We start from the raw sequence: 23478 nt of genomic DNA on the forward strand, positions 1-23478 counted from the left end.
TGTGGCTGCTGCCGGTGTCCGAAGCCGTGGCCAGGGCCAGGCCCGTCGGCGCGCTCGGCGCGGCGGTGTCGATGGTGATGCTGTAAGCCGCCGACAGCGTGCTGACATTGCCGGCAGTGTCGGTCGCGGTCACACGCGCGCCATGATTGCCATCTGGCAGGCTGGTGCTCAGGTTGTAACTCCATGCCCCGCTGCCGTTGGCGATGGCGGTGCCGACCTGGAAGCCATCGATATACACCGTCACCGTGCTATTGGCCGGCGCGGTGCCCTGCAGCGTCGGCGTGTTGTCGCTGGTAATGCCGTCGCTATGACTGCTGCCGGTGTCCGTCGCCGTGGTCAGGCCGCTGATGGTTGGCGTCGTTGGCGTCGCGGTATCGATAGTGACGTTGTAAGCCGTCGACTGTCCGCTGACATTGCCGGCGGTATCGGTCGCCGTCGCCCGTACGCTGTGGTTGCCGTCGGCCAGGCTGCTGGAAACGTTGTAGAACCACGCGCCGGTATTATCCGCAGTAGCGGTACCGACCGCCGTGCCGTCGACATACACCGTCACCGTGCTGTTCGCCTCGGCTGTGCCTTGCACCGTTGGCGTATTGTCGCTGGTGATGCCGTCGGAACTGCTGCTGCCGGTGTCGGTAGCGGTGGTCAGCCCGCTTACCGTCGGCGCGCTCGGCGCGGTGGTGTCGATCAGCACCGTATAAGCAGTCGATACGCTGCTGTTCACCGAGCCGCTGGTTGCCATGGCGGTTATCGCATGGCTGCCGCTGGCGATCGGGTCACTGAAGGCATAGCTCCAAGCACCGGTGCCGCTGGCGGTGGTGGTGCCCACCGACACGCCGTCCACATAGATGGTCACCGTGCTGCCCGCCTCCGCCGAGCCCGTCACTGTCGGCGTGGCGTCGCTGGTGATGCCGTCGGAACTGCTGCTGCCGGTGTCGGTCCCGCTGGTGAGTCCGCTTACCGTCGGCGTCGGCAGTTGGATGGCGATGTTGCGGGTAACGGCGGCGCTGTTCACTTCGCCATCGTTAACCACAAAGCTGACGGTGCGGGTGGCGGTATTGGGCGTGCCCGAGGTGTCGTTGTAGGTGACTGCCTGCAAGGCGGCCTGCCATTGCGCCACGGTAGCGGTTGCGCCGCTGGAGGTCAGCGTCAGCACGCCGGTACCGCTGTTGTAGCTGCCGACGATATTGCCGAAGGTCGCGGAGCTGGTGTTGGTGAAGGCCAGAACGTCCTCGCCGCTATGGAAGTTGCCGGTGATCGACACCGTACCGCTCGCCAGCGTGGTGTTGTCGCGGTCGGACAGCGTGATGCCGCTGTCCACCGCCACCGGGGTAGGCGTGCCGCTGAGGGTGTAGCTGCCGTTGGCGCTGGATACGGTGGCGATCGGCGTCTGGTCGGTATCGGCCACCGTCACCGTGCGTGTCGCCGCCGTGCTGTTCTGCTGGCCGTCGTTGACCACGAAGCTGATGGTGCGGGTGGCGTTGTTAGGCGTAATCGCCGTATCGGTGTACGTCACCGCGCGGAAAGCGGCCTGCCATTGCGCGATAGTCGCCGTCGCGCCGCTGGAAGTCAGCGTCAGCACGCCGGTGCCGCTGTTGTAGCTGGCGCTGATGTTGCCGTAGGTGATGGCGCTGGTGTTGCTGAAAGCCAGCACGTCTTCGCCGCTGTGGAAATTGCCTGTGATCGACACCGTTCCGCTCGCCAATGTGGTGTTGTCGAGGTCGGACACGGTGACGCCGCCGTCTATGGTTACCGGCGTGGAGGTGACGTTGTTGCCGGCGGTGAACGAAGCGCTGCCGCCGCTGGCGGTGACGATAGGCGTCTGATCGGTGTCCGCCACCGTCACCGACTTGGTCGTCGCCGTACTGTTCTTGGTGCCGTCATTGACCACGAAACTGATGGTGCGGGTAGCGCTGTTCGGCGTCACCGCGCTGTCGGTGTATTTCACCGCGCGCATGGCCGCCTGCCATTGGGCGATCGTTGCGGTGGCGCCGCTGGAAGTCAGCGTCAGCACGCCGGTGCCGCTGTTGTAGCTGGCGACGATGTTGCCGTAGGTGACCGCGCTGGTATTGGTGAAGCTCAACGCGTCCTCGCCGCTGTGGAAATTGCCTGTTATCGACACCGTGCCGCTGGCCAGCGTGGTGTTGTCGAGATCGGACACCGTGATGGCGCTGTCCACCGTCACCGGTGTGGAAGAGGTGTTGTTGCCGGCGGTGAAGGCGGTGCTACCGCCGCTGGCGGTGGCGATCGGCGTTTGGTCGGTGTCCGCCACCGTCACCGTGCGCGTCGCCGCGCTGCTGGCGTTGCTATTGCCGTCCGCCACCTGGAAGCTGACCGTGCGGGTGGCGCTATTTGGCGTCACGGCGCTGTCGGTATAGGTGACCGCGCGCAGCGCCGCCTGCCATTGCGCCAGCGTGGCCGTCGCGCCGCTGGAAGTCAGCGTCAGCACGCCGGTGCCGCTGTTGTAGCTGGCGCTGATGTTGCCGTAGGTGGTGCCGTTGTTATTGGTGAAGGCCAGCACATCCTCGCCGCTGTGGAAGTTGCCGGTGATAGCCACCGTGCCGCTGGCCAGCGTCGGACTGGCATTGTCGGTGACGGTGATGCCACCGTCCACCGCCACCGGCGTCGAGGTGGCGTTGTCGCCGGCGGTGAAGGCGGCGCTGCTGCCGCTTGTGGTAAGCAGCGGCGCGGCGCTGACCGCCATCGTCACGCTGGCGGCGCTGCTGGTGCCGCCGCGGCCGTCATTGACCGTGACCTGGATGGTGCGGATGGAAGTATTGGGTATGCCGGAGGCCGTGTCGTTGTAAGTCAATGCGTCCACCAGCGTGGTCACCCGGCTGGCGGTGGCGTTGCTGTTCAGCGTGACGATCAGGTCGTGGCCGCTGACGCCGTCGCCGCTGCTGGCGATGGTGCCGATGGCCACCCCGCCCACCGACACCGTGCTGCCGACGCTGGTGCCGCTGGACAGCGTCACCGTGCCGCTGGTGTCTATGCCCAGCGCGTCCTCGCCGCTCTGGCCGTTGGCGGAAATGTGGGCCGTGACGTTGCCGCCGGTCAAAGTGGGCGTATCCGTGTCGCTGACGGTAGCCGCGGTGCCGGTATCCAGATGCACCGCGCCGGCGCCGGCGTAATAGGTGTTGCTATCGCCGTTCAGGTTGCTGATCACCGGCGCGGCGTCGGCGGCCACGGTGACGGTCTTGGTCACCGTGCCGCTGGTGTTGCTGCTGGCGTCGGTAACGGCGAAGCTGATGGTGCGGCTGCTGGTATTCGGCGTCAGCGAGGAATCCTGATACGTCACCGCCTTCAGCGCGGCCTGCCATTGCGCGTTGGTGGCGGTGGAGCCGCTGGAGGTCAGCGTCAGCACCCCGGTGCCGCTGTTGTAGCTGCCGCTGATATTGCCCATGGTGCTGCCGTTGTTGGTGAAGGCCAGCACATCCTCGCCGCTGTGGAAGTTGCCGGTGATCGACACCGTGGCGCTGGTCTGCGTCGAGGCGGCGGTATCGCTGAGCGTGATGCCGCTGTCCACCGTCACCGCGCTGCCGGTGCCGGAGCTGTAAGCGCTGCTGCCGCCGCTGGCGGTCAACGTCGGCCCGGGGAAGTGGAAGTTGGTGGCGTTGATGCCGCCGATGCCGATCAGGCCGGTGACATTATTGCCGGCGGAAGGAACCACGCGGAATGAGTCTATGCCCACGAAGTTGCTGTTGCTGGAGACATTGAAAGTCACCACCGAGCCGCTGTTGTCGATGTCGGACACGCTCTGGCTCAGCGTGGCCCCGCTCACCAGCGAACCATTCAGATAACCCTGCAATACCAGCGTGCCGCCGGAGAAGCTGGAGTTGTAGCCGTCCAGCACCACGCTGATGGAATTCAGCGCGAACAAGCTGCTGTCATTCGGTTTGACCGAGAAATAGGTGATCTGCTTCACGCCGTCGCTCAGCGCGTCCACCGTTTCCACCGAGCTGGAGCCGTCCTTCTCCACGATGATCATCTCGTTCTGGCCGTCGCTGTTCGAATTCATCTGCATGGTGAAGTTCCAACCCAGGAAGTTGCTCACCGTCAGCGCGCTCTGGCCGTTTGGAATCACGGTGGTGGAGCCGTCCAGCGTGTCGAAAGAGGTGGTGCCGGAAGTGGGTTGGGTCAGCAGACCCTGATAATTCGGCAGATCCAGCGTGGCCGCATGCAGCTTGCCGGTGGCGTACTCCAGCGTCCAGTCGCCGCCCAGGCTGGCGGCGCCGGTCGCGTCGGTGGAGCCAGCCGTCACCCGGCCGCTTTCCCGCGCGATCGAGTTGACCAGCGCCGCGCCGTCGCTGCCTTCCGCCACGTCGCAGCCATACAACAGAATATCGCCCCCCGGGCGCAAGGCCTGGCCTATGGTGGCCAGCTCAGCCTGGTAGCTAGCCACATTGGCGGCGGTCAACTGTGTGGTGCCCAGCTGCAGATCGTTTTCCTGGCCATGCGAGATGATGTGGATGGCGCCGTAGCCGCTGTGGCTTTGCGCCCATTGCGCGATCTGCGCCAGGCCATCCTTGCTGCTGTCCAGAATCACCACCTGGTAATTGGACGGCAACTGGGAAACTAGGCTTTGCAAATTGGCGACATCGTTTTCGACGAACACCACTTGCGGCGCGTTGGCGGACGCGGCACGCTCGCCGCCATCTTTTGGTCCAGCCGGCGGGACGGCATGGGATTCGGCCGCGGCGCGGGAAGGAGGCGCGGCGCTGGTCGCTGCCGCCGGGTGCGCCGCCTCGCCATGTCGTTGTTGGGCGGAGGCATCCAGCACGTCATGCATTACGCCGATATGCTGCGCCGCATGGCCTATCGAGGCCGCTACCGCGCCATCGAACATCATCCTGGGCTCCAAGGCCTGCAGCAGCAGACGGTTGGACGAACGCTCCGTGGCGCGAGACAGCGCTTGCGGTTTTGCCGATTTCCACCATGCCATGACCATTCTCCCGACAACACACCCGGAGCCGTTTACAAAGCTGCGCGCCACTCCAGGCACGCCAACCCCAACCGTTCAAACAACGGCTGCGTCTGGCGGGATAGGATTTGGCTGCCGAGTCTTTGTCCCGTAGCGACTCACACTGAACAGTATGTGTTCACATATGATGGATAGACCATTTTTACTCGTTAAAAAATGTTATATGCGTAAAGAGGCTTTAGCTAAAATTACTTAGCTGCCCTGAGCATACCGAGCAAAAAATGCCAACTTGCAGCAGAAACACGCATCCCGTATCGTGCGCATACGTTTTCAAGGATGCCCGATGACCGCCACGCCGCTTTACTGCTCCGAACCCGCCCGCCTCGACGCCGCACGCCGCCTGTCTGAGCGTTTCTTGCTGCCGTTGGCAAAACAACGACCTAGCGACGGCTACTGGCTGGAGCTGAACGGCGAGCGGCTGGAGCTGTTGACCACCGGCAAACACGGCGCGGTGTTCGCCGAATTCGTCGAAGGCGCGGCGCGCCATCGACGCGAGCAGGGCGGTGGCCGCGGCCAGCCGGTAGCCAAGGCGGTGGGGCTGAAAGGGGCGAAGGATTTGCCCTATGTGGTGGACGCCACCGCCGGACTGGGCCGCGACAGCTTCGTGCTGGCCACGCTGGGCTGCCGGGTGACGATGGTGGAGCGCTCGCCGGTGGCGGCGGCGCTGCTGGCAGATGCGCTGGAGCGGGCCGAACGCGACGAGGCCACCCGCGACATCGCCGCGCGCATGGGCTTGGTGCACGCCAATTCGCGCGATTGGCTGGCCAGCCTGGGCGAGGCGGAACGTCCCGACGTGGTGTTCGTCGACCCGATGTTCCCGGACACCGACAAGAAATCCGCCGCCGCCAAGAAAGACATGCAGGCCTTCCAGCATGTCATTGGCGATGATATGGACAGCGCCGAGCTGCTGGCCGCCGCCATCGCCGCCGCCAAAGTGCGCGTGGTGGTCAAGCGGCCGCGGCTGGGCGCGCCGATAGCGGGCGTGAAGCCGTCCGCCGTGCTGGACGGCAGGTCCACCCGCTTCGACCTCTACGTGATCAAGGCCCTGGCCTCAGGCTGAGTGCGCGGCGCGGCTGTCAGCCGGCGCCTGCCCGCGCGCGCGCATGCCGTAATCGCGCAGCACCGCCGCCACCCGCAGGCGGTAGTCGGCGAACAGCCCATCCCGTCCCGCCGCCTGCGCCATCCGGTGCGAAGCCAGATTGCGCCAGGTGGCAAGCGCCGCCTCGTCCCGCCAGAACGACAGCGACAGCAGCGTGTCTGGCCGCGCCAGGCTCTGGAAACGCTCGATGGAGAGGAAGCCATCCATTTGCTGCAGCGTCTCCGCCAGCCGACCGGCCCAGTCCAGATAGCCATCCCGCCCGCCGTCAGCCAGCGTCACTTCAAAAATCACCGCGATCATCGCCCCTCTCCTGCGCCAAAACGGCGTATCCGCGCATTGGGCAAATGGCGGAACTGAATAGAACCGGCCAAAGCCTCCCAATCCGGCCGCGCCGCCTCCAGCGCCGCCAGCGCGCCCTTTGCGATAGCCAGCGCCAGCCGCTCGCCGGGACAACCATGGCGGCCCCGGCCAAAATCCATCGCCTCGCCCGGTGCCGCCGGGTCCTGCGCCGCAGCGGCCGAGGCCGCCTGCCATACACCCAGGCGTTCGTCGCGAACCCAGCCCTGCCGCGCCAGTGCCCGGTAATAAGGATAAGGATCTGGATGGCTGGCGGCGGCCAGCGCGTGTTCCGGCCAATCGCTCATGCCCATCCTCCCGAGTGGCGCGGCTGGCCGCCAGCGTGGCCACTCAAGCTCGGGGCGTCGCGGTGGGGATGGTTTGGCAGATCACCGGGCAGCTGCGGCATGATAAAACTCCTTGGCTAGTCTTGAAGATGCCCTTATCGTAGCCAGCCATCCCATACGATGTTTCACGCTAGAGTGAATCATGACCGCCGCCCATCTTCCCGACATCAGCCGCCTGGCCAGCCTGCTGGCCGACCCCGGCCGCGCCCGCATGCTGCTCCTGCTGCTGGATGGCCGCAGCTATCCGGCCAGCGAACTGGCCCGTCATGCCGGTCTCAGCGCGCAGAGCGCCAGCAACCATCTGGCCAAACTATTGCAAGGCGGAGCGGTGAAGGTGGAGCGGCATGGCCGCCACCGCTACTACCTGCTGGCCAATGCCGCCATCGCCCAGGCGCTGGAAGCCTTGAGCGCGGCCGCCCATGGCCATGATCTGCAGCGACCGCGCGCCGCCAGCCCGGTTTCGCCACAGCTCAGACTGGCGCGCACCTGTTACGACCACTTGGCAGGCCGCTTGGGCATCGCCATTGCCGACGCGATGCAAGCGGACGGGCTGTTGCTGCTGAATGAGGAAAGACAGTTCGAAGTCACGGCGTCGGGACAGCGCTGGTTCGCCGCCACCCTGGGGGTAACGGCGCCAATCAGCGGCAAACGGCCGCTGGCGCGCGCCTGCCTGGACTGGAGCGAACGGCGGCCGCATCTGGCCGGCGCGTTTGGCGCGGGGCTATGCCGGGAGTTTCAACAGCGGCATTGGGTGGAGCGGCGCCAGGATAGCCGCGCGCTGCGCGTCACGCCGGCCGGGCAAGCCTTTTTGCGCGAGCAGTGGGGCATCCGGCCAGAGACGCTGACGGAATCGGCCTAATAGAAAGGAGTGGCGGAGAACGTTCTTGGCTAAGGAAACACGCGGAAAAACGAGGGCGGCAGCCTGCCGACTGACAGACTACGTTGCCCTTGTCGAAGGCTTGACTAGCCGCGGAAGGCGCGAAAAGCGCAGCGGCAAACCAACAGCCGCCGTCTCTCCGATCTCGGTAGTCGGCCTTCGTCCGTGTTTTTCGTGGATTTCGTGGCTAAATCCGTTTTTCAGGCGGTCAGCCGCTCGGCGAAGCCTTCCGGAATCGCCGGCCGGCCGCGTTCGTTGATGGCGGTGCCGATGATCAGCCCTTCCAGCGCTACCTTGCCGTCGGCCTGGCGAATCACTTGCTGACGGAAGCCGAAACGCACCCGCGACACCGGTTCGAAAGCCACGGTCACGACGAAGGTGTCGCCGCTGGTCAACGAGGCTTTGTAATCCATCTCCGAGCGCACCACCACCAGATTGATCTTGTCGCGCGCCAGCGCGGCGAAATCTATGCCCTTGGCCAGCAGAAACTCATGGCGGGCATGTTCCAGGTAATTGAAATAGACGCCGTTGTTGACGATGCCCTGCATGTCGCACTCGTAATCGCGCACTTTGAATTCAACGGAAAAGACTGACATCAAGCGGTTCCCTGTTTCCAAACGATAAAGCGCCCGCAGCGGCGGGCAGGCAGCTTGGACGCAGACAATGGATGGGAGTTTCGCAGAACGGCGGCCGGGGAACCAGCGCCGCCAACCGGTTTCAGCGCGTGACCGGCGCCGGTGGCGGCTCGACGCGGCCCCATTCCACGCGGGGCGGGGCCTGCAGCGCGGTGCGTCCCAGCAGCCAGGCCAGCCAGTTTTCGTTGCCGGAGAAGATCATGACAGCCGCCTCCAGCCGTGATGGCGCAGGCGCTGCTCCACCGCGGTGGCGGAGCGGCGGCAGGCCAGCACCGGTATGCCCAAGGCGGCCGCGCTATCGCGATAATTGCGCATCACATTGTGGCCGAGGAAGTCGGTCAACAGGATCAGCAGATCAGGCCGGCCAGGCAGCGGCGCGCGCCGTTGATGCGCGACATTGCGGCCACAGATGTGGCGGGCGATGCGGATATCGTAGCTCCGTAACACTTCCGGAATATTGCCCAGGCTATCCGCCCCTACCAGCAACGCTTCCATCTTACCTCCTTGCCGCGCCACGCGGATTCAGGTGATGAAATGACTGTAAAACGCTTTTTAAATTTCCCCTAGCAATATTGAGTGAAAAGCTAATCATACTTTGGAATATAAAAGGCCTATTCCTCCTGCCTGCTCGACAGCCCGGCCAAAACCGGCTACCCTACCCGCCCCGCGCGCACGCGCCTAAGCTACTGATTTGTCTATACAAATGAATGCCGTTGTACTAGCCGTGTGCGCCATGCTCACCCTGACCCTGTTGCGTACCCACGTCGTCATCAGCCTGCTGCTGGGGGCGCTGATCGGCGGCCTGGCCGGCGGCCTGTCGCTGTCTTCCACCCTGGCCGCGTTCAATAACGGCATCACCGGCGGCGCCTCGGTGGCGCTGTCCTACGCCCTGCTGGGGGCCTTTGCCGTCGCCATCGCCAAGTCCGGCCTGCCGCATGCGATGGCTGATCTGGCCGTGAAAAAACTGGAGAACCACAGCGCCCACGGCAAGTTGAAATGGACGCTGATCACGCTGCTCGGCTGCGTCAGCATCGCCAGCCAGAATCTGGTGCCCATCCACATCGCCTTCATCCCGATGCTGATCCCACCGCTGCTGTACGTGATGGCGCGGCTGCAGCTGGACCGCCGGCTGGTGGCCTGCGTGCTCACCTTCGGCCTGGTGACGCCTTACATGGTGTTCCCGGTGGGCTTCGGCGACATCTATCTGAAGCAAATCCTGCTCGGCAACGCCGCCAAGGCCGGCATGGACATCTCGGGCATCAACGTGATGCACGCCATGGCGATACCGGCGCTGGGCATGGTGGCCGGCCTGCTATGCGCCGTGCTGGCGAGCTACCGCAAGCCGCGCCGCTACTCGCTGGGCAAGATAGAGAACGCCGAGCGCACCCATGCCCGCGTCAGCCGAAAATCGCTGGCCACGGCCTGCGCCGCCATCGTCGCCGCCTTCACGGTGCAGCTGTATACCGGCTCGATGATCATGGGCGCGCTGTCCGGCTTTCTGTTATTCCTGGCGACAGGGGTGGTCAAGTGGAAAGACGCCGACGGCGTGTTCAACGAAGGCATGAAGATGATGGCGATGGTGGGCTTCACCATGATCACCGCCCAGGGTTTCGCCGAAGTGCTGCGCGCCAGCGGCGAGATCGCGCCGCTGGTCAAGGCCGGCGCGGCGCTGTTCGAAGGCCAGCGCTCGCTGGCGGCGCTGGCGATGCTGGCCATCGGCATGACGGTGACGCTGGGCATAGGCTCGTCGTTCTCCACCGTGCCCATCCTCACCGCCATCTATGTGCCGCTGTGCGCGCACCTGGGTTTCTCGCCGCTGGCCACCGTGGCCATCATCGGCACCGCGGGCGCCCTGGGCGACGCCGGTTCGCCGGCCTCGGACTCCACCATGGGGCCGACCTCCGGCCTGAATCTGGATGGTCAGCACGACCACATCCACGACACCGTGCTGCCCACCTTCCTGCATTTCAACCTGCCCTTGATGACCGCCGGCTGGATCGCCGCCATGGTGTTGTAGAATGGCGGGCATGGATACCAATACCGAAAACCGCGTCGAGGCGCTGGAAGTGCGCCTCGCCTTTCAGGACGAGCTCTTGGACGCGCTCAACGCCACCGTCGCCCGCCAGCAGAAAGAAATCGACCTGCTGCAACAGCAGATCCGCCTGTTGTACCAGCAGCTGCGCAGCCAGCAGCCGGAAGACGGCCCCGCCACCTCGCTGCGCGACGAAATCCCGCCGCATTATTGAAGCGCACTGCGCCGCGGCAGATCTCAACTCTTATATCAAAAAATGGATAGCTATTGAAACAGGATTTCAATCCCGAAGATTTTTATAGCATATCGCTCTCGAAATACACCTAACCTATCTGGCAGTACCCCCTGCGCTCCCGCCGGGCTATTCTCGCCTTGCCTGATCGAAGCCAATCGATCCATTCCTGCAGGATGGCAAACATGCAAGCTAACGATTCGGATACCCGGGCAGTACGCATTTCCTGTCATTCAACCCATTCAGGAGCGCTGAAATGAGCCAGACCACCGCAGTGAGCATCCCGGCCAAACAGGCTATCGAAGCCAGCAACGAGATCATCAAGCAGTTGAAGGACTACCAGTCCAAGAACTGGGCCATCGGCCTGAACGGCGACACCCTGGCGCCGGATGGTTTCCTGTCCTTCTTCACCGAGCACAAACTGCCGTTTTCGTATTATGTGCGGGCCAAGGGCGTCAACGTGGGGGAGCCGACCGCCTATCAAACCAATATCGACACGCTGAACCACTACATCGCGCTGATTCGCAGCACCGAAGGACTGGCCGTGCATGGCGTGATCGAGCAGTTGAACCGCTACAAGGCGAACAACTGGGCGATTGGTCTGAACGGCACCACGCTGCAGCCGGATGATTTCCTGCCCTTCTTCGGCACCCGCGCCGTGCCGTTTGCCTACTACGTGCGCAGCGGCGGCGTCGAGTTGGGCGCGCCGACCGCCTACGACGTCAACATCAAGGCGCTCCAGCAGTACCTGAGCAGCCTGTAAGGCTCGCCGCTACCGCCTGGCCGGCAGCACGCCGGTCCGGCGGTTTTCCGTTTCACCCCTCCTGCCTGCGCCGCCGCGACACCACCGCCTCGATATTCTTGCGCCCGATCAGCGGAACCGGCTCCGGCATCGCCGCCTTCTTTTCCTCCCCCAGCCACTTGTACATCACCAGGCAGTCCACCAGGCCATGGACGGCATGGAGATAAGCGCGCGGCAGCCGGCCGACGATGTCGAAACCCATCTTCTGCCACAGCGCCACCGCCGTCTCATTGGTGGCCACCACGCTGTTGAACTGCAAGGCCAGAAAGCCGCGCGCCCGCGCGCGCTGCTGCGAATGCTCGCACATGGCGCGCGCCACGCCCTTGCCGCGCGCGGCCGGCGACACCATATAGCCGCAATTGCCGACATGGCCGCCCGGGCCGGCGGCATTGGGTTTCAGAAAATAGCTGCCCAGAATCTCCCCCTGCTCCTCCGCCAACCAGGTCTCCAGCGGCGTTTCGCACCACAGCTGGCGGGCGCGGGCTTCGTCCATGTCGGGATCGAAGGCATAGGTTTCGCGCGCGGCCACGATGTCGCGGAATATCGGCCAGAACGCCGCGAAGTCCTGCGGCGCCATCGGTCTGATCTGCATCTTGTCTCCAGTCTTCATGTCATGGCGCGGTTTGCGGACGGGAATGCGGCGCGGGCTGCGTCATCTTGCCGGACAGCAGACTAGCGCCGGCGATCAAGGCGCCGCCGAACCACTCCTGCAGCGTCATTGCCTCGCCTGCGAGCAGGTAAGCCGATATCGCGGCGAACACCAGCTCCATCAGCATCAGCGTCATCGCCTGCGTCGCCGGCAGGATGGACACGCCATTTTGCGAAATCACGCTGGTGCACAGCAACACCACCCCCAGAATGCCCAGCACCAGCCAGCTCTGCGGCGGGATGGTCAACATGCTGGCCAGCTCGCCGCTCCGGAACAGGCTGGCCGCGCCAAAAAACGCCACGCCGAACCAGATGGTCGCCGACTTCACAGCGATCGGAATGGTGTGCAGCCTGCGGCTGACCACATTGCCGAAGGCGAAAGCCATGCCGCCTGACAGCGCCAGCCATTCGTAGCCCTGCGTCAATGGCAAAGCGCCGGACAACAACCCAGGCCGGTAGAGGAAGACAAAGCACCCCAGCAGCGACAGCGCCACCACCAGCCAGCCGCTGCGGGTCAGCTTTTCATGCAGCAGCAATCGCGAAAACAGCGCGGTCCACAGCGGCGACAGGTAAAACAACAGCAGCACGCGCATCACCTGCCCCTCGGCCACAGCCATGGTGTAGCTGAAGTTGCACCAGCCGAATACCAGCATCAGCAACAACAGGGGAGGCTCGAAACGGAACTGCCGCCGGTACAGCTTGAAGAACAAGGTCATGCCCAGCGCGATGGTGATCAGATACGTTCCCAAGGAGGCCATCGGCACGCTGACGCCTTGCTGGCTGAGGCTGCGGAACGGGTACCACATCAGCGCCCATACCAGCGCCGTGGTGAGGATGCCGGAAGTGGCGAGAAATTTTTGTTTTACAGGTGTCATCGCTGTTCTTAAGATGGTCGATTGCCGTGCCGATTTTTTGATGGAGAGACGCCTTGAATCCCCGCCTGGCCCAATTGCATCCGTACCCGTTCCAAAGGCTGGCCGCGCTGCTGGCTGGCGCCGAGCCGCCGGCCGAGCTGCCGCACATCAGCCTGGCCATGGGCGAGCCCAAACACCCGGCGCCGCAGTTGGTGAAGGACGCCCTGTGCGCCAACCTGGCCGGCTTGTCCGGCTATCCGGCCACCCAGGGCACCCCGGCCTTGCGCCAGGCCTGCGCCGCCTGGGCCGAGCGCCGCTATGGCGTGGCGCTGGACCCGGCGCGCCAGGTGCTGCCGGTCAACGGCAGCCGCGAGGCATTGTTCGCGCTGACGCAGTGTTTGATCGACGCCAGCGGCGGCGACAAACCGGTAGTGATCTCTCCCAATCCTTTTTACCAGATTTACGAGGGCGCGGCACTGCTGGCCGGCGCCGAACCGTACTACCTGAACTGCGAGGCGGCCCGTCGCTTCCAGCCAGACTGGGACAGCGTGCCGGACACCGTCTGGCGCCGCGCTCAGCTGGTGATCGTCTGCAGTCCGGGCAACCCCACCGGCGCGGTAATGGGCCTGGCGGACTGGGACAAGCTGTTCGCGCTGTCCGACCGCTACGGTTTCGTGATCGCCAGCGACGAGTGCTATTCGGAAATTTACTTCGACCAGCCGCCGCTGGGCGGCCTGTCCGCCACGCGCGCGCTGGGCCGCGGCCTGGACAGGCTGGTGATGCTGACCAGCCTGTCCAAGCGCTCCAATGTGCCGGGCATGCGCTCCGGCTTCGTCGCCGGCGACGCGGCCATCCTGGAGAAATTCCTGCTGTACCGCACCTACCACGGCAGCGCGATGAGCCTGACGGTGCAGGCGGCCAGCATCGCCGCCTGGAACGACGAGGCCCACGTCGAGTCCAACCGGGCGGCCTACGCCGCCAAATTCGCCGCCGTGTTGCCGCTGTTGGCGCCGGTGCTGGACGTCGCCATGCCGGATGCCGGCTTCTACCTGTGGGCCAAGGTGCCGGACGGCGACGATGTCGGCTTTGCCCGCGCGCTGTTCGAGCAACAGCATGTGACGGTGCTGCCGGGCAGCTACCTGGCCCGCGACGCCCACGGCGGCAATCCCGGCAGCGGCTATATCCGCATCGCGCTGGTGGCGGAACCGGCGGAATGCCTGGCCGCGGCGCAGAGAATGGTTGCGTTCTGCCGCAGCCACCAGCCGGCCAGCTCGGCCTGAGCTTTCGAACCACCCCGACCAGATTGAATGATTTAGATGACGACTTCGATTCACATTGCCAAAGGACTGAACCAGATGCATCCGATCCAAAGCCTGATCGAGCAGGCATTCGAGAAACGCGCCGAAATCACGCCCGCCATCGTATCGCCGGAACTGAAAGCCGCCATCGAGCAGGTCATCGCCGAACTGGACAACGGCCATCTGCGCGTCGCGGAGAAACACGGCGACGACTGGGTGGTGAACCAGTGGGTGAAGAAGGCCGTGCTGCTGTCCTTCCGCATCCGCGACAACGCCGTGCTGGACGACGGCGTCAACCGCTACTTCGACAAGGTGGACACCAAGTTCGCCGAGTGGAGCCCGGCTCGCTTCCAGGAAGCCGGTTTCCGCGTGGTGCCGGGCGCCGTGGCGCGCAAGGGCAGCTTCATCGCCAGGAACACCGTACTGATGCCGTCCTACGTCAACATCGGCGCCTATGTGGATGAAGGCACCATGGTGGACACCTGGGCCACCGTCGGCTCCTGCGCCCAGATCGGCAAGAACGTGCACCTGTCCGGCGGCGTCGGCATCGGCGGCGTCCTGGAGCCGCTGCAGGCCAACCCGACCATCATCGAGGACAACTGCTTCATCGGCGCGCGCTCGGAAATCGTCGAAGGCGTGATCGTGGGCGAAGGCTCCGTCATCTCGATGGGCGTCTACATCGGCCAGTCCACCAAGATCTACGATCGCGAAACCGGCGAGGTCCACTATGGCCGCGTGCCGCCGGGCTCGGTGGTGGTATCGGGCAACCTGCCGTCCAAGGACGGCAGCCACAGCCTGTACTGCGCCGTGATCGTCAAGAAGGTGGATGCGCAGACCCGCAGCAAGACCAGCATCAACGAGCTGCTGCGCGGCGTGTAAACCCTGGACGGGCTGGCCCTGCCGGCCCGTCATCTCCCCGGCGGCGCCCGCCCACCGGACACGCTCCTGCCCCTACTGTCAATCAAACCATGTCAATATTATTGATGCTGCGTCAATTTTGCACTTGGTAACATAGCTATATTTGGCGCTAAGCCGCCAACGCTATAAAATCCGCCTATTCGCGTACGGAATAGCACGCTTCCATAAAATCGGCCGGCCCGGCGATTGCCGTGCACTTCCTCGCGTCGCAGCTCCGTTCCGCCACCGCGGCGCCAACGGCGGAATTTCGCCGTACCGCTCGGGTCATACAGCGGACTCTCCTTGCAAGCTGTTTGGAAATTTCGTGTCCTCAGACTATTTCATTGAATTCAGGAACGTCAGCTTCGCCTACGGCGACCGGCCCATCCTGAAAAACCTCACTCTCGGCGTGCCGCGCGGCAAGCTGGTGGCCGTCATGGGCGGCAGCGGCAGCGGCAAGACCACGCTGCTGCGGCTGATCTCCGGCCAGATCCGGCCGCAATCCGGCCAGGTGCTGATCGACGGCGTGGACATCGCGCGCATGAGCAAGGCCGAGCTGTACCAGCATCGCCGCCGCATGGGCATGCTGTTCCAGTTCGGCGCGCTGTTCACCGACCTCAACGTGGCGGAGAACGTCGCCTTCCCGCTGCGCGAGCACACCAAACTGCCGGAAAGCATGATCCACGACCTCGTCACCCTGAAGCTGGAGGCGGTAGGCCTGCGCGGCACCCAGAAGCTGATGCCGGCCGAGCTGTCCGGCGGCATGGCGCGCCGCGTGGCGCTGGCGCGCGCCATCGCGCTCGACCCGCAGCTGATGCTGTACGACGAGCCGTTCACCGGCCTGGACCCGATCTCGCTGGGCGTGATCGCGCTCTTGATCAAGAAACTCAACGACGCGCTCGGCACCACCGCGGTGATGGTGACGCACGACGTGCACAAATCGCTGGAAATCGTCGACCACGTGCTGTTCGTCGCCGGGGGCCAAGTCATCGCCCAAGGTTCGCCGGACGAAGTGCGCAATTCCGATTCGCCGTGGGTGCGCCAGTTCGTCAACGGCGAGGCCGACGGCCCGGTGCATTACAGTTATCCGGCCGCCACCGCCCTGGCGGCCGATCTGGGCCTGCAAGGAGGCGCGCATGCTTGATTGGATTAGTTCGCCGCTGCGCCGCCTCGGCCACGCCACCATCAACGCGGTGTGGCGGCTCGGCTTCATCAGCCGTTTCCTGCTGGCCATCCTGGCCAACAGCGGACAGAGCCTGCTGCGGCTGCAGCTGACCATACGCGAGATCTACTTCGCCGGCGTGATGTCGCTGATCATCATCGTGGTGTCCGGCCTGTTCGTCGGCATGGTGCTGGGCCTGCAGGGCTACACCACGCTGGTCAAGTTCGGCTCCGCCGACGCGCTGGGCGCCATGGTGGCGCTGGCGCTGCTGCGCGAGCTGGGCCCGGTGCTGGCCGCGCTGTTGTTCGCCAGCCGCGCCGGCAGCGCGATGACGGCCGAAATCGGCCTGATGAAAACCACCGAGCAGCTGGACGCGATGAGCGTGATGGCGGTGGACCCGATCGCCCGCGTCGTCGCGCCGCGCTTCTGGGCCGGCGTGATCTCCATGCCCATCCTGGCCGCGCTGTTCAACGTCGTCGGCGTGTTCGGCGGCTATCTGGTGGGCGTGGTGATGATAGGCCTGGATGCCGGGACGTTCTGGTCGCAGATGCAGGGCAATGTGGATCTGCACTATGACGTGATCAACGGCCTGATCAAGAGCCTGTGCTTCGGCGTCGCCGTCACGCTGATCGCCGTGTTCGAGGGTTACGACGCCAATCCGACCGCCGCCGGCGTGTCGGCCGCCACCACCCGCACCGTGGTCACCTCGGCACTGGTGATCCTGGCGCTGGACTTCGTGCTGACCGCCTTCATGTTCTAGGAAAAAAACGAATGAAACGCTCTACCATTGATCTATGGGTCGGCATCTTTGTCGCATTGGGCATCGCCGCCGTCACCTTCCTGTCGCTGAAAGTGGCTAACCTGACACCGCAAAGCGCCGCGCAAACCTATGTGGTGTACGCCGACTTCGACAACGTCGGCGGCCTGAAGGCGAAGGCGCCGGTCAAGGAAGCCGGCGTGGTGGTGGGCCGCGTGACCGACATCCGGCTCGACTCCAAGACTTACCGCGCCCGCGTGGCGATGAACATCGACAAGCAGTATCTGCTCAGCGACGACGTCAGCGCCTCCATCCTGACCTCCGGCCTGCTGGGCGAGCAGTACATCGGCCTGCAGCAAGGCGGTTCGGAAAACAATCTGGCGCCGGGCGGCATCATCACCATCACCTCCTCGGCCATGGTGCTGGAACAGCTGATCGGCAAATTCATGACCGGCTTTACCGGCAAGGACAACAGCAGCCAGTCGAAATAAACGTCCGGCCTTGGCCGGCCCCCACGCGGCGCCGACGCCATGATCGCGGCCGGCGCCGCAAGATTCGCGAAAATGGAATATTGAAAATGAAAAAACTGTTTACCCTGTTCTGTCTCATGCTTGGCCTGTCGTCCGCCTCCGTTCTGGCGGCTTCAGACAATCCGGTTGAAATCATCAAGGACGGCTCGCGCCAGGTGCTGGACATCCTGAAACAGGACAACGGCAAGAACACCAAGCAAGTGCGCCAGCAAGCCGAAACCGTCGCCGTGCCGCTGTTCGACTTCCCGCGCATGACCGCGCTGGCCGTCGGCCTGGGCTGGCGCCAGGCCACCCCAGAGCAGCGCGACCAGCTGACCCAGCAGTTCCAGACCCTGCTGGTACGCACCTACTCCACTACCATGACCCGCTTCAAGACCGCCCAGGTCAACGTTCAGCCCAATCCGGTCGTCAGCGCCAGCGGCAAGGACGCCACCGTCAAGTCCACCGTGACTCTGCCGGGCAACGCCAACCCGGTGGCCGTGGACTACGTGATGTACAAGAGCGACAAGGGCTGGAAGATCTACAACGTCAGCGTGGAAGGCGCCAGCCTGGTCACCGTGTACCGCAACAGCTTCAACGAGGAGATCCGCAAGACTGGCGTGGACGGCCTGATCAAGCTGCTGCAGGACAAGAATGCCGCGCCGGTTGCCGCCGCCCCCGCCGCCAAGAGCAAAGGCTGATGCTGAACCTTACCGCACCTGGCGCGGCCAGCCTGTCCGGCCGCATCGACATGGCCAGCAGTGGCGCCATGCTGGCGCCGCTGGCCAGCCTGGCGGCGCAAGGTCCGCTGCGGCTGGACCTGTCCGGCATCGAAGCCGCCGACTCCGCCGCGCTGGCATTGCTGCTGGAGGCGCGTCGCGTCTCCGCCGCCGCCGGCCATCGGCTGACCTTGAGCGGCGTGCCGGCCGGCCTGTCCTCACTGGCCAGCCTGTACAATCTTGAACCGCTACTATCCTCCGGAGAGTGACATGCGTCGCGCACGCACCCTTGCCGTCGCCGCCACGTTGTTGCTGGCCGGCTGCGCCAGTAATCCCAGCATCGCCTACGATCCCTACGAGCCGTACAATCGGACGATGTTCACGGTCAACGACAAAGCGGACCAGTGGGTGATCAAGCCGGTGGCCCAAGGCTATCAGGCCGTAGTGCCCTCCCCGCTCCGCACGGGCGTCAGCAATTTCTTCGACAACCTGAAGGACGTCTACAGTTTCGCCTTCAACGTGTTGCGCGCCGAACCGGAAAAAGCCGCCAACGACTTCATGCGCGTGGCGATCAATACCGGCTTCGGCTTGTTCGGCCTGCTCGACATCGCCACGCCGGCCGGCCTGAAGAACAACAAGACCACCTTTGGCGACACCTTGGCCGCCTGGGGCTGGAAGAACAGCAACTACTTCGTGCTGCCGTTCTTCGGTCCGTCCACGGTGCGCGACAGCGCCGGCCTGACCACCTCGCTGGCCGGCCCGGGTCCGGAAAAGCTGATCTATCACAACACCAACGAAGCGATCGCCTTCTACAGCGTGTATGGCGTCAGCACCCGCGCCAAGTATCTGGGCGTGGACAATCTGCTGGATACCGCCGCGGTGGACCGCTACAGCTACACCCGCGACGTCTACATGCAGCTGCGCGCCAAGCAGCTGGGACAGCCTGACCCGACCCAGCCGACGGACAACCTGAATCTGGACGAGCTGATGGACAGCCCAGGCGGCAAGAGCGACAGCTCCGCTCCGGCGGCTCACGCCGTCGACGGTTCGGCGCCGGCACGTTCTGTCAAAGCGGCGGCCTCGGCCGCCCAATAAGGCCCGACCGCCCCAGACAAGCGCGCCGCCCCCAGGACGGCGCGCTGTTTTTTTGCCGCTCATGCCCCCGCGCAAACACGCAGACCAGCAGCCCTTGCGCCAGTAAGGTTACAATACCCCGGCCGCCACGCGCCTTTTGCGCGCGGGCGGCTGTTTTTCATTCTTTATTTGTCAGGAAACACCATGAGCCAATTGCCCGCCTGTCCGCAATGCGGATCGGAATTCACTTATCAGGACGGCGCCTTGTTCGTCTGCCCGGAATGCGCCCATGAGTGGTCCGGCGAGACCGCCGCCGCCGTGGAGGAAACCCGCGTGGTGCGCGACGCCGTCGGCAATGTGCTGCAGGATGGCGACAGCGTCACCGTGATCAAGGATTTGAAGGTCAAGGGCTCGTCGCTGGTGGTCAAGGTCGGCACCAAGGTCAAGAATATCCGCCTGGTGGACGGCGACCACGACATCGACTGCAAGATCGACGGCATCGGCGCGATGGGACTGAAGTCGGAGTTCGTCAAGAAGGCCTGATACGGCCATGATCGCCGGGCCTCAATCTTCCCGGCGATCATTTCATCGCACACCAAACGGCAAATCAAAATGCTGCCGGGACTGATTAAACCATCTTGATCGGTTCGCACTGCCTTTCCATCCCAACTTCGAATAGCGCCGCAGCTTGGCACTGCAGCCGCCTCAATCCCCGCGCCCAACGCCGATGCCGTTTAGCATGTGAATCACAAAAATGCGGCTCAGTCGCGGCTCAAACCCTTGAAGACCAATACGGCTGCGAAAATCGACACTGCAGCCAGAATGGCGGCGAACATAGTCGCCCCGCCACTCAGCCCAATCTTGTCGATCAAAAAACCCGTCGCCACCGGCAGCAAGCCGGCCGGGATATAGCCGCCGATATTCATCACCGCATTGGCTTCCGCCCGACGATGAGCTTCGACATGCATGCCGATCAGCGTCAAGCCGCCCAGTTGGCCCAGGCCCTGCCCCGCGCCGGCGAAAACCGCCGCGGCGATCAGCCATGCCGGCTGCGAGGTATGCACCGCGGTCGCCACGCTGATCATGGCCAGCAGCGTCGAACCGGCGCCGATCAGGAAAATGCTGCGTATCGACAGGTTCTTGACCACGAACTGCAGACCGGTGGCGGTCAGGAACATCACGCAGGCCGTGCCGCCAGCCAGCAAGGGACTGGTGATGTGGAGCAGCTTGGATAGCAGCGACGGCCCCAGCGACAGCACGAAGGACGTCGCGGTGATGCCCGGCGCGAACACCGCGATGCCGTAGGCCAGATGGCGGCGGTTGGCGCGCGGCACGCTGGGCAGGCGCAGCCGCCAGCCTGGCGCCGCCTTGGCCGCCGGCTTCACCGGCAAGGTCAACGCCACTAGCAGCGCGCTGGCGAGCCCACACATCTCTATCACGAAGATAGCCACGATGGGCTGAGCCAGCACCTGGGCCAGCGCGCCGGCCAACAGCGGCCCCAGTCCGGCGCCCAGCACCATGGAGATCGAAGCCGCCAGCGAAGCCTGCCTCTTGCGCTCCGGCCCACCGACATCGACGACCGACGCCATCCCCGCCGACACGATGACGCCGACGGCCACCCCGGTCAGCAAGCGGGCGATGCCCAGCTCGATGATGGAGCTGGCGGTGGCGAACAGGGCGCAAGCGACGCCTGCGGCCAGCAGGCCCGGAATCAATACCGGTTTGCGGCCGTAGCGGTCGGACAACTGGCCCGCGACCAGCAGCGTCAGCAACAGCCCCGCGATATAGGCGGCGAAAATGACGGTCAGGGTGCCGGACGAAAAGCCCATTGCGTGCTGCCAGCGCACATAAAGCGGCGTGGCGGAATTGGACAACATGAATACGGCGGTAACCATCCACGCAGCTAGCCACATCCGCGACGAGGAGGCCTGGCTGGCCGGCGCCGCCCCTAGTTCAGTCTGTTTTGAAACGGTGGTCATGATGACTCCATATATCGACGTTGTACGAGTTTTGTCGAACTTATCATAGTTCGACAAAACTCGTACAACAGTTCATCATAAGGGCATGAACACTGTCTCCCCCACGCCACCCGAACTGCCGCCGCCGTTGCCGGAGCCCGCGCGCGAAGAACTAAAGCTGGAAACCGTGCTGGCCGCGCTGGCGGACCCGCTGCGCCTGCAGATCATCCAGAAGCTGCTGCTGGAATCGGAAGACTACGACCACCCCTGCGGCTGGTTCGGCTTCGATCGTCCCAAATCCTCGCTGACCCATCATTTCAAGGCCTTGCGCGAAGCCGGCCTGATCCGGCAACGCCAATACGGCCTGGAGCGGCGCAGCCGCGTCCGCGACGAGGATCTTGAACAGCGCTTTCCCGGTCTGCTGGCGCTGGTCAAGAACTGGCAGTCTCCCGGCGCCTGAGCGGCGCGCGGCAATGAAAAAAGCCACATCCCCTCAGGAATGTGGCTTTGTCAGGTCAGCGCAGACCGCTCAGCTGACGCGTTCGATCAGCGCGCCGACGGCGCCCAGCTTCTTCTCGATGTACTCGTAGCCGCGGTCCAGGTGGTAGATGCGATCGACGATGGTTTCGCCCTCGGCCACCAGGCCGGCGATCACCAGGCTGGCGGAGGCGCGCAGGTCGGTGGCCATCACGGTGGCGCCGGACAGTTTTTCCACGCCCTTGACGATGGCGGTGTTGCCTTCCACTTCGATGTTGGCGCCCATGCGGTTCAATTCCGGCACGTGCATGAAGCGGTTTTCGAAGATGGTTTCGGTCACCACGCCGGCGCCTTCGGCCACGCAATTCAGCGTCATCAGCTGCGCCTGCATGTCGGTCGGGAAAGCCGGGTACGGCAAGGTGCGGAAGTTGACGGCTTTCGGGCGCTGCTTCATGTCCAGCGAGATCCAGTCGTCGCCGCACTCGATCAGCGCGCCGGTTTCGCGCAGCTTGTCCAGCACCGCTTCCATGCTCTTGGGCGCGGCGTTGCGCAGCACCACGTGGCCGCGGGTCATCGCGCCGGCCACCAGGAAGGTGCCGGCCTCGATGCGGTCCGGCATCACCGCGTATTCGGCGCCGTGCAGTTTGTCCACGCCCTCGATCACCAGCTGGTCGGTGCCGATGCCGCTGATCTTGGCGCCCATGGCCACCAGGCAGTTGGCCAGGTCGGTCACTTCCGGCTCGCGCGCGGCGTTTTCCAGGATGGTGGTGCCTTCGGCTAGGGTGGCGGCCATCAGCAGGTTCTCGGTGCCGCCCACGGTCACCATGTCCATCACGATGCGGGCGCCGCGCAAGCGCTTGGCGCGCGCCTTGACGTAGCCGTGCTCGATCGACACTTCGGCGCCCATCGCCACCAGGCCCTTGATGTGCTGGTCCACCGGGCGGCTTCCGATGGCGCAGCCGCCAGGCAAGGACACGGTGGCTTCGCCGAAGCGCGCCAGCGTCGGGCCCAGCACCAGGATGGAGGCGCGCATGGTCTTCACCAGGTCATACGGCGCCACCAGGCTGTCCAGTTGCGCCGCGGTGATTTCCACCTCGTGCACGTTGTCGGTCATCACCCGCACGCCCATGCCTTGCAGCAGCTTCTGGGTGGTGGCGATGTCGCGCAGCATGGGCACGTTGGTGAAGCGCATGGTGTCGGCGGTCAACAGGCCGGCGCACAGGATGGGCAGCGCGGCGTTCTTGGCGCCGGAAACGCGGATCTCGCCGTTCAGCGGGCCGTTGCCGATGATTTTCAGTTTGTCCATTTTTTAAAACCTAATATTGGCCACGGAAACACACGGAACGACGCGGAAAACCAAAACGCCACATCCTGCCGCCACCGTCCAGAGGCGCACTGACTTACCGCCCCATTCTCAGACAAGTGTCCGGTGATGTTTCTTCCGTGTCTTTCCGTGTCTTTCCGTGTCTTTCCGTGTGTTTCCGTGTGTTTCCGTGGCGAAATAAATCAATCAGCCCTGCAGCTTGGCCCATTCATCCGGCGTGGCAGCCTTGACGATGGACAGCGCGTGGATTTCATTGCTGGCCAGACGGCTGGCGATCACTTCCTTCACTAGGCGGTGGCGGTCGATCAGGCGCTTGCCCTCGAACGCGGCGGCCACCACGGTGGCGTAGAAGTGGTGGCCGTCGCCCTCCACTTTAAGATAGGCGCATTCGAGGCCAGCCTCGATATATTGCTTGACTTGCTCTGGGGTCATTTGGATGGTCCGGTGCGAATTGCGAATAAGA

25 protein-coding genes are annotated in these 23478 nt (G+C 64.3%); 15 read left to right on the forward strand and 10 right to left on the reverse strand.

Going from position 1 to position 23478, the window contains the following annotated elements; translation table 11 throughout:
* The coding region (locus tag QUG01_RS13690) for an Ig-like domain-containing protein (RefSeq protein WP_500830621.1) at positions 1-4939 on the reverse strand (4939 nt) is incomplete at its 3' end.
* Positions 4940-5261: 322 nt separating this feature from the next.
* Here QUG01_RS13690 and QUG01_RS13695 point away from each other — a divergent pair.
* Positions 5262-6038, forward strand: coding sequence for a class I SAM-dependent methyltransferase (locus QUG01_RS13695; RefSeq protein WP_500830622.1), 777 nt, complete (start codon positions 5262-5264; stop codon positions 6036-6038).
* Here QUG01_RS13695 and QUG01_RS13700 read toward each other — a convergent pair.
* Together QUG01_RS13700 and QUG01_RS13705 are read right to left on the reverse strand one after the other, a co-directional pair.
* Positions 6030-6377: an antibiotic biosynthesis monooxygenase family protein gene (locus QUG01_RS13700; protein ID WP_500830623.1), complete on the reverse strand. Its 348-nt coding sequence runs from the start codon at positions 6375-6377 to the stop codon at positions 6030-6032. The two genes, QUG01_RS13695 and QUG01_RS13700, sit on opposite strands and share 9 nt — an antisense overlap.
* Positions 6374-6721 (reverse strand): hypothetical protein, encoded by a 348-nt coding sequence (locus QUG01_RS13705; RefSeq protein WP_500830624.1) that lies wholly within the window; start codon positions 6719-6721, stop codon positions 6374-6376. The genes QUG01_RS13700 and QUG01_RS13705 overlap by 4 nt, the downstream gene beginning before the upstream one ends.
* 181 nt (positions 6722-6902) lie before the next feature.
* On the opposite strand from QUG01_RS13705, the gene QUG01_RS13710 reads away from it, so the two are divergent.
* Complete coding sequence (locus QUG01_RS13710) at positions 6903-7619, forward strand: ArsR/SmtB family transcription factor (protein ID WP_500830625.1); 717 nt, start codon at positions 6903-6905, stop codon at positions 7617-7619.
* Positions 7620-7837: 218 nt separating this feature from the next.
* On the opposite strand, the gene QUG01_RS13715 is transcribed toward QUG01_RS13710, so the two are convergent.
* Both QUG01_RS13715 and QUG01_RS13720 read right to left on the reverse strand, forming a co-directional pair.
* Complete coding sequence (locus QUG01_RS13715; RefSeq protein WP_071110842.1) at positions 7838-8233, reverse strand: acyl-CoA thioesterase; 396 nt, start codon at positions 8231-8233, stop codon at positions 7838-7840.
* A gap of 237 nt (positions 8234-8470) precedes the next feature.
* Positions 8471-8767 carry a DUF2325 domain-containing protein gene (locus QUG01_RS13720; protein ID WP_043626803.1) on the reverse strand — a complete coding sequence of 99 codons (297 nt, stop codon included), beginning with the start codon at positions 8765-8767 and terminating at the stop codon, positions 8471-8473.
* A 208-nt stretch (positions 8768-8975) separates the two neighbouring features.
* Between QUG01_RS13720 and QUG01_RS13725 the strand changes: the two genes are divergently transcribed.
* The 3 genes from QUG01_RS13725 (at position 8976) to QUG01_RS13735 (ending at position 11299) form a co-directional block, all read left to right on the forward strand.
* Positions 8976-10289, forward strand: coding sequence for a Na+/H+ antiporter family protein (locus QUG01_RS13725; protein ID WP_500830626.1), 1314 nt, complete (start codon positions 8976-8978; stop codon positions 10287-10289).
* Between the two features lies 1 nt (position 10290).
* Positions 10291-10518, forward strand: a complete 228-nt coding sequence (locus QUG01_RS13730) for a SlyX family protein (protein ID WP_500830627.1) — start codon at positions 10291-10293, stop codon at positions 10516-10518.
* Positions 10519-10792: 274 nt separating this feature from the next.
* Entirely contained in the window at positions 10793-11299 is a 507-nt protein-coding gene (locus QUG01_RS13735) for a hypothetical protein (protein ID WP_500830628.1), read from the forward strand.
* A 52-nt stretch (positions 11300-11351) separates the two neighbouring features.
* On the opposite strand, the gene QUG01_RS13740 is transcribed toward QUG01_RS13735, so the two are convergent.
* Both QUG01_RS13740 and QUG01_RS13745 read right to left on the reverse strand, forming a co-directional pair.
* Positions 11352-11930, reverse strand: coding sequence for a GNAT family N-acetyltransferase (locus QUG01_RS13740; protein ID WP_500830629.1), 579 nt, complete (start codon positions 11928-11930; stop codon positions 11352-11354).
* Between the two features lie 19 nt (positions 11931-11949).
* Entirely contained in the window at positions 11950-12861 is a 912-nt protein-coding gene (locus QUG01_RS13745; RefSeq protein ID WP_500830630.1) for a DMT family transporter, read from the reverse strand.
* A gap of 53 nt (positions 12862-12914) precedes the next feature.
* Here QUG01_RS13745 and dapC point away from each other — a divergent pair, with 53 nt between their 5' ends.
* The 9 genes from dapC (at position 12915) to QUG01_RS13790 (ending at position 19799) form a co-directional block, all read left to right on the forward strand.
* Entirely contained in the window at positions 12915-14120 is a 1206-nt protein-coding gene (dapC, locus tag QUG01_RS13750; protein ID WP_500830631.1) for a succinyldiaminopimelate transaminase, read from the forward strand.
* 75 nt (positions 14121-14195) lie between these two features.
* Positions 14196-15017: a 2,3,4,5-tetrahydropyridine-2,6-dicarboxylate N-succinyltransferase gene (dapD, locus tag QUG01_RS13755; RefSeq protein ID WP_500830632.1), complete on the forward strand. Its 822-nt coding sequence runs from the start codon at positions 14196-14198 to the stop codon at positions 15015-15017.
* Between the two features lie 343 nt (positions 15018-15360).
* Entirely contained in the window at positions 15361-16179 is an 819-nt protein-coding gene (locus tag QUG01_RS13760; protein WP_500830633.1) for an ABC transporter ATP-binding protein, read from the forward strand.
* Positions 16172-16957, forward strand: coding sequence for a lipid asymmetry maintenance ABC transporter permease subunit MlaE (gene mlaE, locus QUG01_RS13765; RefSeq protein WP_500830634.1), 786 nt, complete (start codon positions 16172-16174; stop codon positions 16955-16957). Before QUG01_RS13760 ends, mlaE begins: the two co-directional genes overlap by 8 nt.
* 11 nt (positions 16958-16968) lie before the next feature.
* On the forward strand, positions 16969-17445 hold the full coding sequence (mlaD, locus tag QUG01_RS13770; RefSeq protein WP_500830635.1) for an outer membrane lipid asymmetry maintenance protein MlaD: 477 nt from the start codon (positions 16969-16971) through the stop codon (positions 17443-17445).
* Between the two features lie 86 nt (positions 17446-17531).
* On the forward strand, positions 17532-18164 hold the full coding sequence (locus QUG01_RS13775; RefSeq protein ID WP_500830636.1) for an MlaC/ttg2D family ABC transporter substrate-binding protein: 633 nt from the start codon (positions 17532-17534) through the stop codon (positions 18162-18164).
* On the forward strand, positions 18164-18451 hold the full coding sequence (locus tag QUG01_RS13780) for an STAS domain-containing protein (protein ID WP_500830637.1): 288 nt from the start codon (positions 18164-18166) through the stop codon (positions 18449-18451). The genes QUG01_RS13775 and QUG01_RS13780 overlap by 1 nt, the downstream gene beginning before the upstream one ends.
* A gap of 1 nt (position 18452) precedes the next feature.
* Positions 18453-19277: an MlaA family lipoprotein gene (locus tag QUG01_RS13785; protein ID WP_500830638.1), complete on the forward strand. Its 825-nt coding sequence runs from the start codon at positions 18453-18455 to the stop codon at positions 19275-19277.
* 183 nt (positions 19278-19460) lie between these two features.
* On the forward strand, positions 19461-19799 hold the full coding sequence (locus tag QUG01_RS13790) for a zinc ribbon domain-containing protein YjdM (protein ID WP_199154443.1): 339 nt from the start codon (positions 19461-19463) through the stop codon (positions 19797-19799).
* Positions 19800-20017: 218 nt separating this feature from the next.
* Here QUG01_RS13790 and QUG01_RS13795 read toward each other — a convergent pair whose 3' ends face one another.
* Positions 20018-21235: an MFS transporter gene (locus QUG01_RS13795; RefSeq protein ID WP_500830639.1), complete on the reverse strand. Its 1218-nt coding sequence runs from the start codon at positions 21233-21235 to the stop codon at positions 20018-20020.
* Between the two features lie 85 nt (positions 21236-21320).
* On the opposite strand from QUG01_RS13795, the gene QUG01_RS13800 reads away from it, so the two are divergent.
* On the forward strand, positions 21321-21674 hold the full coding sequence (locus tag QUG01_RS13800) for an ArsR/SmtB family transcription factor (RefSeq protein ID WP_500830640.1): 354 nt from the start codon (positions 21321-21323) through the stop codon (positions 21672-21674).
* Between the two features lie 69 nt (positions 21675-21743).
* Here QUG01_RS13800 and murA read toward each other — a convergent pair whose 3' ends face one another.
* Positions 21744-22997, reverse strand: coding sequence for a UDP-N-acetylglucosamine 1-carboxyvinyltransferase (gene murA / locus QUG01_RS13805; protein ID WP_500830641.1), 1254 nt, complete (start codon positions 22995-22997; stop codon positions 21744-21746).
* A gap of 204 nt (positions 22998-23201) precedes the next feature.
* The gene (locus tag QUG01_RS13810; RefSeq protein WP_500830642.1) at positions 23202-23447 is read right to left on the reverse strand and encodes a BolA family protein; all 246 of its coding nucleotides are present in this window, start codon (positions 23445-23447) and stop codon (positions 23202-23204) included.
* Positions 23448-23478 lie beyond the last annotated feature (31 nt).

The organism is Chromobacterium sp. CCUG 76385 (assembly GCF_059916625.1).